This window comes from Bacteroides sp. HF-162 (assembly GCF_015679285.1).
Classification (GTDB): domain Bacteria; phylum Bacteroidota; class Bacteroidia; order Bacteroidales; family Bacteroidaceae; genus Bacteroides; species Bacteroides uniformis.
The window spans coordinates 2,952,308-2,970,431 of sequence record NZ_CP064937.1 but is presented as its reverse complement, the minus strand read 5'-3'; the positions used below and the strand labels follow the sequence as shown (position 1 = coordinate 2,970,431).

The 18,124-nt window shown below is 45.2% G+C and carries 18 protein-coding genes; 1 reads left to right on the top strand and 17 read right to left on the bottom strand.

What is annotated here, in order from left to right; genetic code table 11:
• From ITJ87_RS18755 to ITJ87_RS12295, 15 genes are all read right to left on the bottom strand, one after another.
• On the bottom strand, window positions 1-1,422 hold the full coding sequence (locus ITJ87_RS18755; RefSeq protein WP_064774925.1) for a bifunctional UDP-2,4-diacetamido-2,4,6-trideoxy-beta-L-altropyranose hydrolase/GNAT family N-acetyltransferase: 1,422 nt from the start codon (window positions 1,420-1,422) through the stop codon (window positions 1-3).
• 423 nt (window positions 1,423-1,845) lie between these two features.
• Window positions 1,846-2,139 (bottom strand): nucleotidyltransferase family protein, encoded by a 294-nt coding sequence (locus tag ITJ87_RS12360; RefSeq protein WP_057281186.1) that lies wholly within the window; start codon window positions 2,137-2,139, stop codon window positions 1,846-1,848.
• 83 nt (window positions 2,140-2,222) lie between these two features.
• A complete protein-coding gene (locus ITJ87_RS12355) occupies window positions 2,223-2,930 on the bottom strand; it encodes a cytidylyltransferase domain-containing protein (RefSeq protein WP_057281187.1) in 708 nt (235 codons plus the stop codon).
• Window positions 2,924-3,706 carry an SDR family oxidoreductase gene (locus ITJ87_RS12350; protein WP_057281188.1) on the bottom strand — a complete coding sequence of 261 codons (783 nt, stop codon included), beginning with the start codon at window positions 3,704-3,706 and terminating at the stop codon, window positions 2,924-2,926. Before ITJ87_RS12350 ends, ITJ87_RS12355 begins: the two co-directional genes overlap by 7 nt.
• Before the next feature lies 1 nt (window position 3,707).
• On the bottom strand, window positions 3,708-4,565 hold the full coding sequence (locus ITJ87_RS12345; protein ID WP_057281189.1) for an aldo/keto reductase: 858 nt from the start codon (window positions 4,563-4,565) through the stop codon (window positions 3,708-3,710).
• Complete coding sequence (pseC, locus tag ITJ87_RS12340; protein WP_057281190.1) at window positions 4,562-5,725, bottom strand: UDP-4-amino-4,6-dideoxy-N-acetyl-beta-L-altrosamine transaminase; 1,164 nt, start codon at window positions 5,723-5,725, stop codon at window positions 4,562-4,564. The genes ITJ87_RS12345 and pseC overlap by 4 nt, the downstream gene beginning before the upstream one ends.
• Complete coding sequence (pseB, locus tag ITJ87_RS12335) at window positions 5,722-6,744, bottom strand: UDP-N-acetylglucosamine 4,6-dehydratase (inverting) (RefSeq protein ID WP_005836599.1); 1,023 nt, start codon at window positions 6,742-6,744, stop codon at window positions 5,722-5,724. Before pseB ends, pseC begins: the two co-directional genes overlap by 4 nt.
• A gap of 13 nt (window positions 6,745-6,757) precedes the next feature.
• Window positions 6,758-7,246: a UpxZ family transcription anti-terminator antagonist gene (locus ITJ87_RS12330; protein WP_005829506.1), complete on the bottom strand. Its 489-nt coding sequence runs from the start codon at window positions 7,244-7,246 to the stop codon at window positions 6,758-6,760.
• Between the two features lie 35 nt (window positions 7,247-7,281).
• Window positions 7,282-7,818 (bottom strand): UpxY family transcription antiterminator, encoded by a 537-nt coding sequence (locus ITJ87_RS12325; protein WP_005825336.1) that lies wholly within the window; start codon window positions 7,816-7,818, stop codon window positions 7,282-7,284.
• Window positions 7,819-8,360: 542 nt separating this feature from the next.
• The gene (locus ITJ87_RS12320) at window positions 8,361-9,470 is read right to left on the bottom strand and encodes a PspC domain-containing protein (RefSeq protein ID WP_057281191.1); all 1,110 of its coding nucleotides are present in this window, start codon (window positions 9,468-9,470) and stop codon (window positions 8,361-8,363) included.
• Between the two features lie 82 nt (window positions 9,471-9,552).
• Window positions 9,553-9,879, bottom strand: coding sequence for a PadR family transcriptional regulator (locus ITJ87_RS12315; RefSeq protein ID WP_057281192.1), 327 nt, complete (start codon window positions 9,877-9,879; stop codon window positions 9,553-9,555).
• A gap of 222 nt (window positions 9,880-10,101) precedes the next feature.
• A complete protein-coding gene (gene hydF / locus ITJ87_RS12310) occupies window positions 10,102-11,292 on the bottom strand; it encodes a [FeFe] hydrogenase H-cluster maturation GTPase HydF (RefSeq protein ID WP_117964393.1) in 1,191 nt (396 codons plus the stop codon).
• Window positions 11,293-11,303: 11 nt separating this feature from the next.
• Window positions 11,304-12,722: a [FeFe] hydrogenase H-cluster radical SAM maturase HydG gene (hydG, locus tag ITJ87_RS12305; RefSeq protein WP_034525452.1), complete on the bottom strand. Its 1,419-nt coding sequence runs from the start codon at window positions 12,720-12,722 to the stop codon at window positions 11,304-11,306.
• A gap of 52 nt (window positions 12,723-12,774) precedes the next feature.
• Complete coding sequence (gene hydE, locus ITJ87_RS12300) at window positions 12,775-13,833, bottom strand: [FeFe] hydrogenase H-cluster radical SAM maturase HydE (RefSeq protein ID WP_117964394.1); 1,059 nt, start codon at window positions 13,831-13,833, stop codon at window positions 12,775-12,777.
• Between the two features lie 16 nt (window positions 13,834-13,849).
• Window positions 13,850-15,310 (bottom strand): monomeric [FeFe] hydrogenase, encoded by a 1,461-nt coding sequence (locus ITJ87_RS12295; protein ID WP_005825346.1) that lies wholly within the window; start codon window positions 15,308-15,310, stop codon window positions 13,850-13,852.
• 107 nt (window positions 15,311-15,417) lie between these two features.
• On the opposite strand from ITJ87_RS12295, the gene ITJ87_RS12290 reads away from it, so the two are divergent.
• Window positions 15,418-15,915 (top strand): GNAT family N-acetyltransferase, encoded by a 498-nt coding sequence (locus tag ITJ87_RS12290; protein WP_057255989.1) that lies wholly within the window; start codon window positions 15,418-15,420, stop codon window positions 15,913-15,915.
• An 89-nt stretch (window positions 15,916-16,004) separates the two neighbouring features.
• Here ITJ87_RS12290 and ITJ87_RS12285 read toward each other — a convergent pair whose 3' ends face one another.
• Together ITJ87_RS12285 and ybaK are read right to left on the bottom strand one after the other, a co-directional pair.
• Window positions 16,005-17,525, bottom strand: a complete 1,521-nt coding sequence (locus tag ITJ87_RS12285; protein WP_005825349.1) for a peptide MFS transporter — start codon at window positions 17,523-17,525, stop codon at window positions 16,005-16,007.
• A gap of 117 nt (window positions 17,526-17,642) precedes the next feature.
• A complete protein-coding gene (gene ybaK, locus ITJ87_RS12280; protein ID WP_005825350.1) occupies window positions 17,643-18,122 on the bottom strand; it encodes a Cys-tRNA(Pro) deacylase in 480 nt (159 codons plus the stop codon).
• Window positions 18,123-18,124 lie beyond the last annotated feature (2 nt).

The window sequence follows — 18,124 nt, the reverse complement described above, 5'->3', positions numbered from 1 at the left end:
TCAATACGGTTCCCGCATCAAATAGTTATAGCTCTTTACTCCCTCAAATGTCAATATATCTTCATTACACATAAAGCCATTATTCAAAAACACTCTTTGCGACGGTATATTCTTGTCTTTAACTTTTGCTATTAATTCTTTAATACCCATCCGATTTGCCTCTTCTATGCCCAATCGAATAATAACATTACCCAAACCTTTTCCACGACTTTCTGATGATATAGAATAATCAATCTCAGCTTTACCCTCTTCAATATTGAATCGGACTTGACCAACAAGAGCGCTATTCTTAACTAGAATAAAGATTTGAACATCATCTCTTTGCATACAATTGGCAAACCATTGACAATGACCACCATATTCAATAGGATCTGTATTAAACGCATTGTTACGAACAGTAGAATCATTGGCCCAATGAAACAACAAATCTAAATCTTGAAAACGTACATTCCTAAGGTAATAACCATCTTGTAAGTTATGAAATAGCTGGCAATAGTTTTGACGAATGTCTTTCCCTATAGATGCGCAAGGAACCGTTGATGCATTAAGAGCATCCATATCTATATAGGGGTGCTCCACATTGCCCAAACCGATTACCCATCCTTTAGCAGTGACAAGATTATAGAAATCCATCTGATTATCTACAAACCACCCTGCCGCAACTTTTGTATTACAAAACAAAGCCTCAATGCACACTGTACTTGCTGAACAAATAACGAGATCTGACTGCCTAAACAAATCAGCCATTTGTTCAGCTGAAAGGCCTGAACAATATGTAAGGCGTCTATCTTGTGATATAGGGTGGATTGGTTTATAGGCATCACCTACAACTGCGGTTATTGATTTAATATTTTTGCTCTCAAGAAGATTACTTGCATAGTAACCGGTTGCATCAAAATCATCACAACCGCCAAATGTAATAGTAACTTTTTCTATACCCCCTATAGTATGACAACGCTGTTTTTTTACAGCTTCGATAAACGGATGACGGAGCAACGCCCAATCAAACCCCAAACAGAGTTTGGTATAGGGCTCTACATCAAACAAGGATTCATCCGTTAACCCATGGTTTATCACAACATCAGCCACATAATGCTTGTCGTGCATATCATCCACACACACCAGACAGCATCCCTTTTCTTTAATGGCACGCTGGTAATCAGTAGTAAAGAAATAGTTGTCAAGCACCACAATTTCGTCACCTTGCAAAAGGGAAAGGAACTCATCATAATGTGATTCTTCCTGTAAGGGGATGAAAGGACATACTTTCTCCATCTCACTTACCTGATATGAGGTAGGATGACAAGTAAAGAAGGTACAATCAAAATCGTCCTTCAGCATATCGGCCAAAGCCAGAGTACGAATAAAGTGACCGTAGCCGATGGTAGCACTTGCATCGGCACGGAAATAGATTTTTTTCAAGAAAATGAAATGAATTAAATTGAAATTATTGGAAATTCTTCACCACATCAAGCACAAGAGTTCCAGAGTGTGGGCCTCGACTGTACCGTATGATAACATCTATATTCTTCTTTTGACGTGCCGGACAAGAGGCAAATATAAGAAAGACAAACCGGATCAAGTGTCCGCATCTGCTTACATAACTCTACAATGCGATGCAAACCATAATACGCACGTATCAAACGCCAATCATCAAGATTGCCATACTCAAGTACTCGCTGAACCACTTGTTGAGGGGCAGGCATCCATAGAAGCTTGAGACATATCAATGTCCCAAAACAAAAAGGGTGACAACCTACTCAAGCATTCTTTTTCGTCCATATACAGTTTCTTTTGCTACAAAAAAACAAATGAAGAAAACATCAAAAGAAAAGTGCTTCTTCTTTATGCATAAATACCTTCCTCCATAATGTTCAGTCTCAATATTCCGTCCATATCTTCACGCAATCTTACGATATCCACCGCGCAGCCAAACAAGTATTGAAGCTCTTCTTTGATGTGAACTAAACTAAACATGCTGGGCGTTTGCAATTCAACATAAACATCCACATCACTCTCAACAGTTTGTTCATCACGCGCTACAGAACCGAATATTCCCATACGCATAATGCCATATTTAGAAGCATTTTCGGCCATGTACTTACGCAAAAGAGTGATGTATTCAGATGTTGCCTTCATGTCTCTTTGTTTTTACTACACACAAAGATAAATATCGAAACTAAAATAAAAACTGGCCGGAATCATGAAAAATCGGCTCCTAATCAGAGAAACTTTTGTTTTACCTTACTATTAATCCCCAATAGTTCTTGATGTTTCTCCAAGTATTCATAAATCATCTTATTCTCAATAGGAGCATTCTTGTAAAGCTGCTTATAGATTTCATTCATCAGCAAAAAATCGGCTTCCTCATCAACAGTCAAACGATAACTAAGCTTATTATAAGGATATTGTTTGCAAATATTTTTTTCATTACGAGCTATGTAAGGGCAAACATGCTCTCTTTCTTCAGGGGTTTTAGCATGGTGATAAGCTTCATTTAAAGCATGCTTTGTAAATACCTCTACAGAAGTACCCAATGGAGTTTCTTTACAATACATATAATCCGCATCACCCCAGTTTTCTATCATTTCATCAGCCAAATGCCAATCAACACACGGATTATCGCAAGTGGCCCTGACAATCAATTCAGGGTTATATTTCTCTGCACAATGATAGAAGCGCCCTAAAACATCATTTTCACTACCTCGACAATATTCTATCTTCTTATTTTCCAAAAAATCGGCCAGTTTATCATTCAAAGGTGTGTCTGGTATAGCAAATACAACCTTATCTATTTTCAAGGACTTATTGAGACGCATATTAACATGTTCGAGAATTGAAAGCCCACTGTTTCCCAACTCCATCAATACCTTCTCTGGCAGTCTTGATGAAGTCAAACGCGCTTGCACAATACAAAGTGTATTCACCATATTGTCCACCCTCCATCTACTTGAATATTCTGTCCCACTACATATTTGGATGCATCTGATGCCAAAAAAAGCAATGCACCTTTTAAATCCTCAGGATTGCCAATGCGCCGGGAAGGATTTTTACCTGCCAAACGACTTACAAACTCTTCATTCTTTTGTACAGAAGGCGAAGGAAAAGGTCCTGGAGAAATGGCATTTACACGAATATTATCACCTATTAGATATTCACCAAAGAATTTGGTCAGTTGAATGACTCCGGCTTTGGAGGCTCCGTATTGAGGAGGATTAAAATTTGGGTTGCAATCACCGTCGTAAACCTTAAAGTCAGGAACCACCACACCGTACATAGAAGCGATGTTCACAATATTTCCAGACTTTTGTTCTCTCATATAAGGAATTACTTCGCGTATACACTTGTAAACACTACCTATAATACCATCAAATGAATAAGCCAAATCCTTGTCACTAACTTCTTCAGGATATTGACCGGACAGATATACTGCATTATTCACCAAAATATCAATACTACCATATGTTTTATTCACATCAGCAAAGCATTTTTTGATGCTCTCTGTGTTCGAAATATCCAAAGGGCAGAAATAGATATTGGAAACAATGGGAAAAGCCAATTTAAACTTTTGTTCATCTCTACCGGCCACAACAACTTTTGCCCCTGCTTCATTAAGAGACTGTACAAAAGCTTTTCCCAAATAACCGTAGCCGCCAGTGACAATGGCTACTTTATTCTCCAAAGAGAAAAAGTCTAAAACATTCATATTATAACCAATTAGAAGGATTCAACAAATAAGTTTCTTTCACAGTTATCTGTTTAGCCAACTCCTCAACCTCTTTCGTACAGATGGCCACATTGATATTGTTCTGCAACTGACTTATATTATCAACCCCTATCAATACACCATCAATAAAGGGGTTTCGAAGCACAAAACTTAATGCACATTGTTCAATGGTGATAGAATGCACTGCACAATAGGATCTAATCTGCAATAAATAAGGTTTCAATGGTTCCATCTGCCCACTAAGGCTACCCAGATCCTTAAAAAAAAGTCCCTGCAAAAATACAGAACGAGTATGTATCTCTACCCCAGACTGCTTAAGTTGAGAAAGATAAACATCGAACTGCCGATCGAAGAGATTATAAGGAAATTGTAAAATATCAAACTCTACTCTATTATCTAACAAATATTGCAGTTGATTGATATCATAAAGCGAAAAACCAATTTTTTCTACTTTTCCCTCTGCTTTGAGTTGCTTCATCTCTTCCCATAATTGAGGATGGGATTGATAGAACTCAAAATGATGAACAAGATAACCATATAACTTCTGTTGATGGAGCTTCTCTATAGAAGAAGCGAATACGGTAGCAACATTTTCTTTAGACTGGGGATATTTGGAAATAATCTGAAACTGAAGATTATTTTCAGAAAGAGACCTTCCTAAAACGCTCTCACTACTTCCATAGGCAGAGGAGGTATCAAACGTATTAATTCCGCTTTTCTTTGCCCACCTCAATATCTGCCCGACCTCATCTTGGTGTACCTGCCCAAACTGATTATTTATTCCATAGTCAAGTCCGAACTGTACGGTACCGAGAACAAGCTTGTTTACGCAATTCATTTCGCTACAAATTCTATAACCTTTTTAATCACATACTCCTGTTCCTCGTCCGTCAGCGTGGGATACATCGGAAGACTCAGACAATGTTCGTAATACTCTTCTACTATAGGTAAATCGCCTTTCCTATTTCCCCACTGCTGATAGTAAGGCATCAGATGAAGCGGAGCATAATGAACCTGCGCATAGACATTGTTCTCGTGCAGATAATTATAAAGGCCCAAGCGGTCAGCTACTTGAATGATATAAAGGTGATAAGCATGATAGACATCGGCAGCATTGAACGGAGTCTTGATACCATCTATTCCGGAAAACGCTTCATTATAGCGTCTCACGATTTCATGGCGGCGGTCAAGACCTGCTTTCGCACGCTCCAGCTGAGAAATACCCAAGGCAGCCTGAAAATCAGTCAGACGGTAATTGTAGCCTAACTCCTGCATCTCGTAATACCAGCCACCATGATGCTCGTGCAATAAAGCAGGGTCTTTCGTAATGCCATGCGTACGGTAAAGACAAAGCTTGTCATAGAGCTCCTTGCTGTTGGTGGTCACCATGCCTCCCTCACCCGTAGCGATATGTTTCACGGGATGGAAAGAGAATACGGCACAGTCGGCAAAACAACCGTTGCCACAATGTTGTTTCTTGCCTTTACTGTTCATGAAATAGCCACCGGGAGCATGACAGGCATCCTCGATAATCCACAAGCCGTACTCGTCGGCAAGCTTTCTGAACTCTTCCAGATCCAAAGGATAGCCTGCAAAATCAACCGGAACAATACCTTTGTAAGTACCGCGAGGAGAAGCTTTAAGCATGGCTTCGAGTTTACGGATATCCATGAGGTAAGTATCCTTGTCAATATCACAGAATACCACCTCGCCGCCACAATAGCGAATGCAGTTGGCACTGGCAGCAAAGGTCATGGGAGTGACAATCACCTTGTCACCCGGCTTTACATTCAGTGCGGTAGCTGCAAGATGAAGCCCCGAAGTAGCATTGTTCACCGCTACGGCATATTGTGCACCTACATATTCGGCAAATTTCGTTTCAAATTCCCTGATTTTGGGACCTTGTGTCAGGTAATCGCTTTTCAGGGTATCGATGACTGCCCGGATGTCCTCATCTGTGATATGCTGACGACCGTATGGAATAGGCTTGCTTATCATTTCACCTCGAAATTAGGGTCAACGTATTTCTTTATATTCTCGCGCATAGTCTCTACTGTCTCCCACTCCGTATTGTTGTCACTGCTGTAGTGGAAACCGTCGGGAACGGGTACTGCATTGTGATGTCTGATGAACTCTTCGCGACTGTGCTTGAAAGATACGGAAGGAAGAATGACATAATATCTGCCCAAATCGATTGTATCAAGAGCATCGGTTACAGTAATCATCTCCTCGTGCAGTTTCTCTCCCGGACGGATGCCCACTTCCACCTGCGGCAGATTGGGTGCAATGGCGGTAGCCACGTCCTGGATATGATAGGAAGGAATCTTAGGAATAAAGATTTCACCACCCAGGTGATGTCCGATGGCATACATGACCAAAGCGACACCGGCTTCCAGTGAAATGTTGAAACGGGTCATGCGCATATCGGTTATGGGAAGTTCCTTCGCCCCGTTGTCACGCTTGTTGATAAAGAAAGGGATTACGGAACCGCGGGAACCCATCACATTGCCATAACGGACTACGGAGAACCTGATGTCCTTGGAACCGCTGATATTGTTGGCGGCAGTAAACAGCTTGTCGGAAGTGAGCTTGGTGGCGCCATAAAGATTAATGGGGGCACAAGCCTTGTCAGTAGAAAGGGCCACCACATGCTGTACACCGGTGGCAAGAGCAGCCTTTATCACATTCTGCGCACCGTGTACATTGGTTTTGATGCACTCTTCGGGATTGTATTCAGCGGTATCCACCTGCTTGATGGCGGCTGCATGGATAATCACGTCCACTCCTTCGCAAGCCCGCGTCAGGCGTTCGAGGTCACGGACATCACCGATAAAGAAACGCAGTTGCGGATACTTATGACCGGGATATTTCTGTTTCAGCTCAAATTGCTTCAGCTCATCGCGGGAGTAAATAATAATTTTCTTTACTTGCGGATAATCACGGAGAATGGTTTCCACAAACTTCTTTCCGAAGGAACCCGTTCCTCCGGTAATCAATACGGATTTATTGTTAAGCATTATATGAAAAGTTTTATTCATCGATATATTCCCATGGATAGGGATTGTCTGTCACATTCTGAAATTCATCAACCGCTTCCTGCTGTTCGGGAGTAAGTGATAAGGAATCCCAGGAGGCGATGATGGAACGGCCTTCGTCGGCCAAAGACTCGTCGAACACTTCACCGTAGCAGGCGGTAAGCAGACGGAGCTTCAGTAAGGAAGCGGGAAGGGCGTCGAGCACATCCCAACAACAGTCCAGCACTTCCTGGACATGCTGCTGCTTTTCGCCATGGTCCACAAAAGAGGCGCTGTAACCCATAAGAAGGGCAAGACAGACATTTGCCTGCTCTTCGATGGTAGTGCCTTTTACACCCGACCGGTATAAAGCCATGGTAAGACGGTAGACCTCACCGTTCCGCCGTGACAAGTCATCGCTATAGACGGGACTGCCGTCCATACCCAAATACATCAGTTCGTGCGCAGCACGCTGAAGAGTGATTGCTTCTTCGGAAAGAGACATAAGCAATTATAGAATTAAGAATTAAAAATTAAAGTTCAGCCGATTACTTCTATAAGATCGGGATGGATAGTGGCCATGGCAACAGCTATGACACCTTGTATTTCGATAACCACGCGACGGTCACGTGCGCCTTTCACCTTCAGAAACACACCCTCTTGCCCCTCAAATTCACCGCCGGTAATCCGGACTTTGGTGCCTTTGGACAAGTTCAATTCATCCGGTTGAAAATAAAGAAGATGATCATCGTAAGTGCCGGATACGGCAATGAAACGCTGCATCTGACCGTCTGGGACAATAATCTTCTGCCCACTGCGGGTATCGGTGATATATTGCAGATAAGTGACTTGAGATTTTACACGCTGCACATCGGAAGGACGGGCATGGACAAAAAGCAGATTATGAACGACCGGAACCAGAGCACGGACTTTTTTCCCTTTTTTTATACATATCTTGTATTGCATAGGAATGAAACAGCCCAAATTTTCTTTCTTGAGCAGATGCATGGCATCTGGTTCTCTGCGGTAGGTGGCACGCATAGCATACCAGATTTCGACCTCTTTCTCTATTCCCATTTTTATGCTTTTGTTCAGACAAGGGTGTTCTCCTGGGGCTTTGAACCTCTTGCATACACTTGAAATTCAATTACTTGCGGACACTTTATGTAGAATACGACAAGCTTTATGCCCTTCTTGTCAACAGATTTTTTGCAGTCATTCATTACCTGTCAGGTAAAATGCTGTAAACGAATCTATTGCAAGCAAAAAGCGTTCAATAGACGTTCGTTTTTTGAACGTCAATATTTAAGAAAACTAAAGAGGGAAGATTACTTAAAAATTAGTAAAAGGAAGAAGTTAGAGAAATACAATGCAATAGGCTTACTGACAAAGTATTATACTCACTAAAAAGAAATTTATAGAATATTTTTATTAAACATTTTGCGAGATTCAAAAATACACGTTATCTTTGCGTTCATTAAACGAACGTTTAAAAAACACCTTTTCCAAACGAAATATTCCACTGTATAACAAATAATTACATTGAAATAAAAAATATCGTGTTTATAGAAATCAGATTCCTACAAACACGATATCAATTAAAAAAGAAATTACTATTCTCAGAAGTTAAAGATACCCAATTCCGGGAAAGTAGCCCCTTGCACTGCAAAACAGATTCCGAAGCAAGCCGCACTTACAATCCAAAGAATAACCAGCGTCCACTTCAAACCGGAATTCATCGGCTGCCATTTGAATATCTGACTGAAGATGGCCCATACAAGACTGACCAAAGGAATTCCTACCAGCAAGATTCCTGCAATGTACATCACAATGGCAGACAACGGAGAAGTAGGCAGTACCACATCAGCCATCGGGAAAAAGGAAATGAGAGCCGCACCGCCACCAACAGCCACCGCTATCGCAGCAAACAACAACGCCACAAATACCACTCCAAATACAAACAATACCGGACTGCAGATAATGGCAAATATCACCAGACAGATTTTCAAGAACCAGCCGACAATCATCACCAATGCATCTCCCAACTTCTGCAAGAAAGTACGGGGTTTGTCCGACCTCATATAATCATTCACCCCATTGGCAACCTTCTCAAAACCGTCCGTCACCGTCTTTCCGATATTCTCCACCGTAACGGCCTCGCCACGCATACTCAACTTCTCGGCCGCTGTGCGGGCTTCCGGTATAACCAGCCAACACACGATATAGACCGGTATCAATGTCCCTACCCCACAAATCAAGATGACAAGCAGTAACAGTCGAAGTAAAGTTACATCCCATCCCAGGTAGGCAGCCATTCCACTGATGACACCACCCAGCATTTTGTCATCCGGATTGCGGTATAGACGACGGCGTGTAGTGCCATAAGCGGTATTGCTGTTCCAAGCACCGGCACCATAGCCGCCCCCGGCACTCGTGCTGCCGGAATCGGCACTAGCACTCTCTCCTTCCGCCTCCATATCTTCCGGCTTTCCCATGCGGGCAATCACCTCTTCCACATCGGCTATCGTGATTACTTGCGAACCGGCCGACAATTTCTCGGCAAAGAGTTCGGAAATACGGCGTTCAATATCATCTACAATCTCGTCGGCACCGACTTCCTTGCGGAAGTGCATCTTGAGATTACTCAGATAATTATCCAAAAGACGGTATGCGTCATCATCAATATTGAAAACGGTTCCACCTAAATTTACAGTTAATGTCTTTTTCATAACACACTATTTATTTACAATTTGACTATTTACGATTTACTATTTACCATTCGGCGAATGCAGCATATTCTCTGTGGGCATTTCAAGAATTGCTGATGTGATTCACCGTATCGTTCAACTCTTTCCAGGATGTTTCCAGTTCACCGAGAAAGACTTCTCCTTTTTCCGTCAACCGGTAATATTTACGGGGAGGACCTTGTGTAGACTCAATCCATTCATACCCCAAAAGGTCGTCGTTCTTCAAACGGGTGAGCAACGGATAAAGTGTACCTTCCACCACAATCAGTCTGGCTTCTTTCAACTTCTGAATGATATCCGAAGCATAAGCCGGCTCTTTGTGAAGCAGCAGCATGATGCAATATTCAAGCATGCCCTTGCGCATTTGCGACTTTACATTGTTTACATCCATAATGGTATTTACTATTTGACAATTTACGATTTACTATTTTGCTGCGCAATAGAGTAATGAGTGTCCTTATTCATTCTATTGTTGTTCCTTGTATGGCACAAATATATGTATTATATCAGTACCTTGCATTACAAAGTACCATATATTAAATATTATTAACAAGAAAAGTAGTTCACGCTACTCTATAACATCAGTAACGTGAACAGAGAGGGAAAGGGATATTTACCGATAGATAACAATTTTATCCAATATACCGGTCAGACTCGCAATTGCTACTCCGTAGTTGGTTATGGGGATGTGCTGTGCGCGGGCATGGGCTATACGATTGAGAACGTACTTCCGGTTGAACATGCAAGCGCCGCAATGGATAATTAAATCATATCGGGACAAGTCTTTGGGAAAGTCATTTCCAGATACAAAGTCTATCTGCAATTCCTCGCCGATGCGCTTTCGTAGCAGGCGGGGAATTTTGACGGTACCGATGTCCTCGGTCAGCGGGGCGTGGGTGCAAGCTTCGGCTATCAGTACACGCGATTGGGGGGTCAGGCTATGGATAGCGGCAGCTCCCTCCACGAAGGCATTGATATCTCCTTTGTAGCCGGCAAAAAGAACCGAGAAGGAAGTAAGACTACTTTCGGCAGGCTTTTGTTGATAGACGATGGGGAATACTTGTGAATCGGTGATTATCAGCTTAGGCGGACGGGCAAGGGCTTGCAGGGAGGCTTGCAGCTTGTCGGTGGTGCAGCTCATCACTAAGCACTTTTTATCCAACAGTTCGCGGATGGTCTGCACTTGCGGAAGAATGAGACGACCTTTGGGGGCTTGTATATCCTGGGGCATCACCAGCAGGACGACATCTCCTTCACTTACCCAATTGCCCGTGATAGTCTGCTCACCAAAATTCTCGGGAAGCTTTTCGAGAATAGCATCGAAAATGCCTTGAATGCCGGTACCCTCTTTGGCACTGACCACAACGGGAGCCTGCCCGCATTCCTTTTCAATCCGAAGCACCACGGAAGCGGTGTCTTGACGGGAATCGGCTTTATTCAGTATCAGTATCACGGGGATTTCGCGCGCAGCCAGTAGCTTTAGCCATTGCTGTTCCAGCGTTCCGTCAGCTTCATAAAGCAAGAGGGCGATGTCCGCTTTCTCCACCGTCTTTAAGGTACGCTCCACGCGCATACCGCCCAGTTCGCCTTCGTCGTCATCAAAACCGGGGGTATCGATAAAGAGGCACGGGCCCAAAGGATATACTTCCATGGCTTTGGTTACGGGATCGGTAGTAGTGCCGGGCGTTGCGGATACCAATGCCGTGTCTTGCCCGGTCAAGGCATTGACAAGGCTGGACTTTCCGCTGTTCCGTCGTCCAAAGACGGCAATGTGCAGGCGGTTGGAACGAGGTGTATTATTCATAAATCCGAAATCTAAAATCTAAAGTCTCTTTTCCCCTCCCCTATCTCCTGAAGATTACGTTCGGCTATCGCCCGTATCTTGGGGTTCGGGATATGCTCCATCTCCTCACGAATCAGCTGTATGCCCTTCTCCTTGGTTTCGGAGGAGGCATAGTCCTCCAGATATTCTTTTAATGTCATCAGTGCATTGGGCTGGCAGCAGTTTGCTATCTGTCCGCGCTTGACGAGCGACATGAAGCGGTCTCCGGTACGTCCCTCGCGATAGCAGGCGGTGCAGAAGCTGGGGATATGCCCCAGGTCGAGCAGCCAACTCACCACTTCATCCAGCGTGCGCCGGTCGCTCACATCGAATTGGGAGGAATCTTCCTCTTTGGCTTCCGGCACGGCATAGCCTCCCACGCTGGTGCGCGAACCGCCGCTTATCTGCGAAACGCCCAGTTCGAGCACCCGACGGCGTACGGCTTCCGACTCACGGGTGGAAATAATCATTCCCGTATAAGGCACCGCAATGCGGGTAACCGCCACAATACGGCAGAACATCTCATCCGAGATGGCATCGGGAAAATCCTCGGTCGAAATATCATCTGCCGGACAGATACGCGGCACGCTGATGGTATGCGGACCCACGCCAAAGGTAGCTTCCAGATGTTCGGCATGCATCAGCAGTCCTACGAAGTCATAACGATAGGTGTTCAGACCGAACAATACGCCGATACCTACGTCGTCGATGCCACCCTCCATAGCACGGTCCATCGCTTCGGTGTGGTAGGCATAATTACTTTTCGGTCCCGTGGGATGCAAGGCTTCGTAATGCTCTTTGCTGTAAGTCTCCTGAAAAAGGATATAAGTGCCGATGCCAGCCTCCTTCAGCAGCCGGTAGTTCTCCACTGTAGTGGCGGCTATGTTGACATTCACCCGGCGGATGGCCCCATTCTTGTGATGAATGCTGTAGATGGTGCGGATAGACTCTAAGATATAGTCGATAGGGTTGTTTCGAGGGTCTTCTCCGGCTTCCAGCGCCAGGCGTTTATGCCCCATGTCCTGCAAGGCGATAACCTCGCGGCGTATCTCCTCTTGCGAGAGTTTCTTGCGGGGGATGGTACGGTTCTTGGCATGATACGGGCAATAGACGCAACCGTTCACGCAATAGTTGGAAAGGTAAAGCGGGGCAAACATCACAATGCGGTTGCCATAGAATTTCCGTTTGATTTCACGTGCCAGATGATAGATGCGCTGCACCAGTTCCGGCTCGTCACATTCCAGCAGCAGGGCCGCCTCCCGATGGGAAAGCCCCTGGCACAAAGCAGCCTTGTCAATCAAACTTTCGATGAGCGGACGGTTGTTGCGGTTTGCCTGCGCATACTCCAATGTATCCAATATCTCCTGGTGATTGATGAATTCTTCCGCTTGTCTTGACTTTATGTTATACACTTCGTAAATTGATAATTGGTAATTAAAATAAAGAATGAAGATTTGAAAATTATCAATTATCAACGGTCAATTCTCCATTCTCATAATCTCCTCTCTCTTTTGATACCTCGTAGCCTATCCCTTTCAGTTGTTCCTCCAATTTTAGCAAACCTTCTGCCGCTTCGGCACCCGCAGAAGCTTTGTTATCATAGAGGGAGTACTTCGCCCGCTGATGAGAAGGCGAAAGATTAGGCATCACGACATTGGCGCCAGCCAATATTCCCCGTTCCCGTCCGTCCGGAGCAAGTGTGGCCAGGGCAGTGGTAGCAGGTATCAGTGCCGCGGGATGCATCAACCGGAAGATAGAAAGCAACTTCAACGTCAACTCCATATCTCCCGGCGGAAAAGAGGAAAACGGAGTATCGTGATGCGGAAGAAAAGGTCCCATGCCTATCATCTCCGGCTGAAACCGTTCGATGAAGAGAATGTCTTCTACCAAATGGTCCACCGTCTGGTAAGGACTGCCCACCATGATTCCGGTTCCCACTTGATAGCCTATCTCTTTCAGCCAGTCCAAGCATTGCAACCGATGGGAAAGGGACATCTCCGCAGGATGAAGCCGGTGATAATGCCCTTCGTTGCAGGTTTCGTGCCGCAACAGATAGCGGTTGGCACCTGCCAGGAAGAAACGTTCGTAGGCTTCCCGCGATTTCTCGCCCAAGGATAAGGTAATGGCACAATCCGGGAAGGATTGCCGGATGGCGGCAACTGTCTCCACCATCCCCTCATCCTTCACCGCCGGCGCTTCGCCCCCTTGCAGCACAAAGGTACGGAAACCCAACCGATAGCCTTCATGGCAACACGAAAGAATCTCCTCCTGCGCCAGCTCATAACGGACTATGTTCCGGTTCTCCTTCCGTATGCCGCAATAGTAGCAGTTATTGCGGCAACGGTTGGTTATCTCAATCAGTCCGCGAATGAAGATTTTATTGCCAAAGCAGGCAAGCGCTTCTTCCCGGGCAAGCTCCTGCAGGTAGGCTGCAAGTTCTGTGTCCCGACAAAGAAGCAAGGCTTTATACTCTTCGGCATCCAGCCTGCGATTGCTCCGCAATTTGTCAATCAAATGCTTCATATAAACGGACAAAGGGCTAATACGTCTCTTTTCTCTTTGCCAACTCCTGCGTCAGCTGGCGCTTTCCGGCAGTTATTTCATTATGCGAACATGGCCCGGTAATACAACCACCCTCGCAAGCCATCACTTCAATAAATTGCCCCGGAGCCTTGCCCGACTTGGCGTAAGCACGCAACGCACCGATAGCCTTCTTATCCAGATTAGCCACTTGTACGGCATTGATTTTATCTGCCTCTTCCTTCAGATAGGCTTTCACGGCACCCATCACGCCTCCTGCCTGCGCAAAACCATGCGCCTCGCGCACGGAAGTGAAACTCATGGAATAGGGCTTTGCCTGCTCCATCTGAATATCCAGCCCGGCAAGCACGGAAGCCACCTCCTCGAAAGTCATGATAAAGTCCACCGCCTCGTCGCGCTGCGCCTCTTTGCGCTTGGCAACGCAAGGACCTATGAAGACCACCTTCGCATCCGGATACTTCTCTTTAGCAATGCGGGCAGCATAATACATCGGCGAACCGGTGCCCGACACGTAAGGCTTCATGGCAGGAATATGCTTGTTCACCAACTCTATATAAGACGGACAGCAGGAAGTCGTCATAAACTTCTGACCCTCCTCCAGCTTCTCAATCAGCTCGTGCGCCTCGTTGCTGACGGTATCCATCGCTCCCTGAGCCACCTCGATGACATCCGTAAAACCGACCTGTTTCAATGCGCCATATACTTGTTCAATAGTCGTCTTGAACTGCCCCAGGATGGACGGAGCCACGATAGCCACCACCTGCTCACCCTTGCGGATTCTGTGCAACACGTCGAACACCTGCGATATTTCGAAAATTGCTCCGAATGGACATGCATTGAGACACTTTCCGCAATAGATACATTTGCTTTCGTCAATATGCTCTATCCCCTTCTCATCCTTACTGATGGCTTTCACGGGACAAGCTTCCTCACAAGGTACGGGAATATAAACAATGGCATGGTAGGGACAACTCTTATGGCAGATGCCGCAACTGATACACGCATCATGGTCAATCCATGCCTGCCCGCTCTCCTTGACGTGCACTGCCTTCTTGGGACAATTTACCTGGCAACTGCGTGCCGTACATCCGCGGCAGAGGTTCGTAATCTCGTAGTTAATCTGCACACATGCCGAACAAGCTTCGTCAATCACACACATGATATTGTCTTTCGGCCTGCCATTTTCCGCTCTGTCCAGTGCACGGGCAGCGTACTCCGACAAGGGGGTCAGCTCATCCGTCTCGTCCTCCATATCGAGTCCCAGAAGCGGCAATGACTTGTACTTCCACACCGCGCGCTCTTTGTGCACACAGCAGCGTCCCGCGTGCTTGGACCTCTTCGGACTCAGCTCGATGGGCAGCCGGTCTATTTTATCCACAAGTTCGTTGTTATTCCACAGCTTTACCAGTTCCTTCAGTAATCTGTGGCGGACAATCATAATGTTGCTCGTAAATGCCATAATTTTTAAAATCAAAATTAGTTAGTTCGGTAACGGTCTGCAAAGATAACGATTGTTTCACAAAAAAGGCTTAACTTTACACCCCAAACAGTATAAATACAACCGATATGTTTACCATAAGAAAAGCAACGACAGCAGACTGCGCACTGATTCAGAAACTTGCGCAGCAGATATTCCCTGTCACGTATAAGGATATCCTTACTCCCGAACAGACCGACTACATGATGGAATGGATGTATTCATTGGACAATATCCGCAAGCAAATGGAAGAGGAAGGTCACGTCTACTTCCTGGCCTACGAAGAATGTGAAGCGGCGGGCTATGTGTCCGTACAGCAGCAAGGAGAAAATTTATTCCACCTGCAAAAGATTTATGTGCTCCCCTATTACCAGGGTGCACATTGCGGCAGTTTCCTCTTTCGCGAAGCCATCAAGTACATCAAGGAAGTGCATCCCGGCCCTTGTCTGATGGAATTGAATGTGAACCGTAACAACAAGGCACTGCAGTTTTACGAACATATGGGAATGCGGAAACTCCGTGAAGGGGATTTCCCGATAGGAAACGGATATTACATGAATGACTACATCATGGGACTGGAAATCTGAGCCCCGGCATTAAAAGCCCTCCAAAAACTAAAGGCTGCGCAGTTCATTACGAACATTGCGCAGCCTTTAGTTTTATCTTTCGTTTCCGATTACTTCGCCACCTTTTCAAGCCATTTCAGCATGAACAGCATGGTGAACATCGAAATGCAGCACGCTACTACAAATACCGTCCACGTCATCCAGATAGGAATACTTTCGTAAAGGATAGCACCGATAACGAGCAACTGATTACCAATGGCAGTAGCGCCGAGCCAACCGCCCTGCATGATACCCTGATATTTGGGAGGAGCCACCTTGGACACGAATGAAATGCCCAACGGAGAAATGTACAATTCGGCAACAGTCAATATCAGATAGGTAACCATCAGCAACAGCGGAGTCACCTTCACCGGAGAGGTACCCAAAGCGATTATATCCTTGTGCATCGGCAAGTTGCTTACATAAGAACCGATAGCCATTATAAGGAAGCCGGTGGCAGCAATACCCATACCGATGGCAATCTTCCGCGGAGTGGAAGGCTCTTTACCCTTGGCACGCTGTGCTGCAAAGACAGCCATGATGACCGGTGTCAGAGATACAACGAAAATCGGGTTCAAAGACTGGAACAGCTCAGCTGAAATAGCCATGCCGAATAAATTCAAATCTGTATATTCCTTGGCAAAATACGTCAGTGTCAACCCATTCTGATGGAACGAGAACCAGAAGAAAATTACCACACCGAATACGGCAAACAATGCATACATGCGCTGTCTTACCTCTTGTGCATTCATCTCCACTGCAGTGGCATCGCCCGCTTTTGCAGCAACCTTCTTGCTGGGATCGGGGAATTTCTTTCTGTTGATGACGAAAATTACCAAAGAGAGAACCATAGCCAGGATAGCTACACCGAATGCATAATGGAAACCAGTGGTGAACACGTTCAGATATTCATTGGCAAATACCGTCATATCCGTTACGGGTGTTCCGGAAATAGTGGCTTTGGCTGCCAATGCGCTATAAGTGTCCACAGCCTCGGGAGTCAGCGTTCCTGCCAGATGTCCGTGGCAAAGGGCAGGCAGGTCGGCATCATAATTGTAGCCGAATGTGGACAACCACCAGTTACGCACGCCTACTGCGGCAAACGGGGCAAAGATGGCACCTACATTGATGAACATATAGAATAAGGAGAAACCGGAATCGCGCATGCTGGAGTACTGAGGATTGTCGTACATCTGCCCTACGAGCGCTTGAAGATTTCCCTTGAAAAGACCATTTCCGAAAGCAATGACAAACAAGGCTGCACAAGTAATCACCAGAAACAAGGTCTTATTGGCAACCGGTGTAGGAGACGGGATGGCCAGCATCAAGTAACCTACCGCCATCAAAACAATACCGGCAAAGATGGTACCTTTGTAATTACGGGTTCTGTCGGCAATAATACCACCTATCAATGCTAGAATGTAAATAGAAAAATAAAATGTTGAGTAGATCAAACCTGCCTCTTTTCCATCCAGTCCGAACTTGGCTTGCAGAAAAAGTACAAGAATGGCCATCATGGTATAAAAGCCGAAACGCTCGCCCAAATTAGCAAAAGATGCGGCAATCAGACCTTTAGGGTGTTTGTTGAACATAAAAATTAGTTTTTAGAATTAGTAATTGGATTGATTTCTTGAATAATTCCTGCAAATATATAAATTCTATTGAAGATTTCCTTATAAAATTAAAATATCTCGGCAGAAATAGAAGATTTATTCATTAAAAAGAATACAAACCTCTGCATGCACTTCCCTTACCAAATCCTTCGGATCCAACTTAAGCTGCAAACCGCGTTGTCCGGCACTGATATAGATATACGGAAACCGCAGGCACGTTTCATGGATATAGGTAGGGAAAGGTTTCTTCATGCCGATGGGTGAACACCCACCCCGGATATAGCCAGTCAGAGGTAAAAGTTCCTTAACCGGGATAAGGTCACATTTTTTGTTTCCTGACGCTTTTGCCGCCAGCTTCAAATCCACTTCGTGCTCACCCGGGATGACACAGACAAAATAACCGGATTTATCACCGTGAAGAATCAGCGTCTTGAACACGCAATTGATGTCCTCACCCAAACTGGCAGCTACATGCACTGCACTTAAGTCGTTCTCATCCACCTCGTAGGGAATGAGCTCATACGCAATCTTGGCCTTGTCGAGAAGCCTTGCTGCATTCGTCTTATTGATTTTCATAA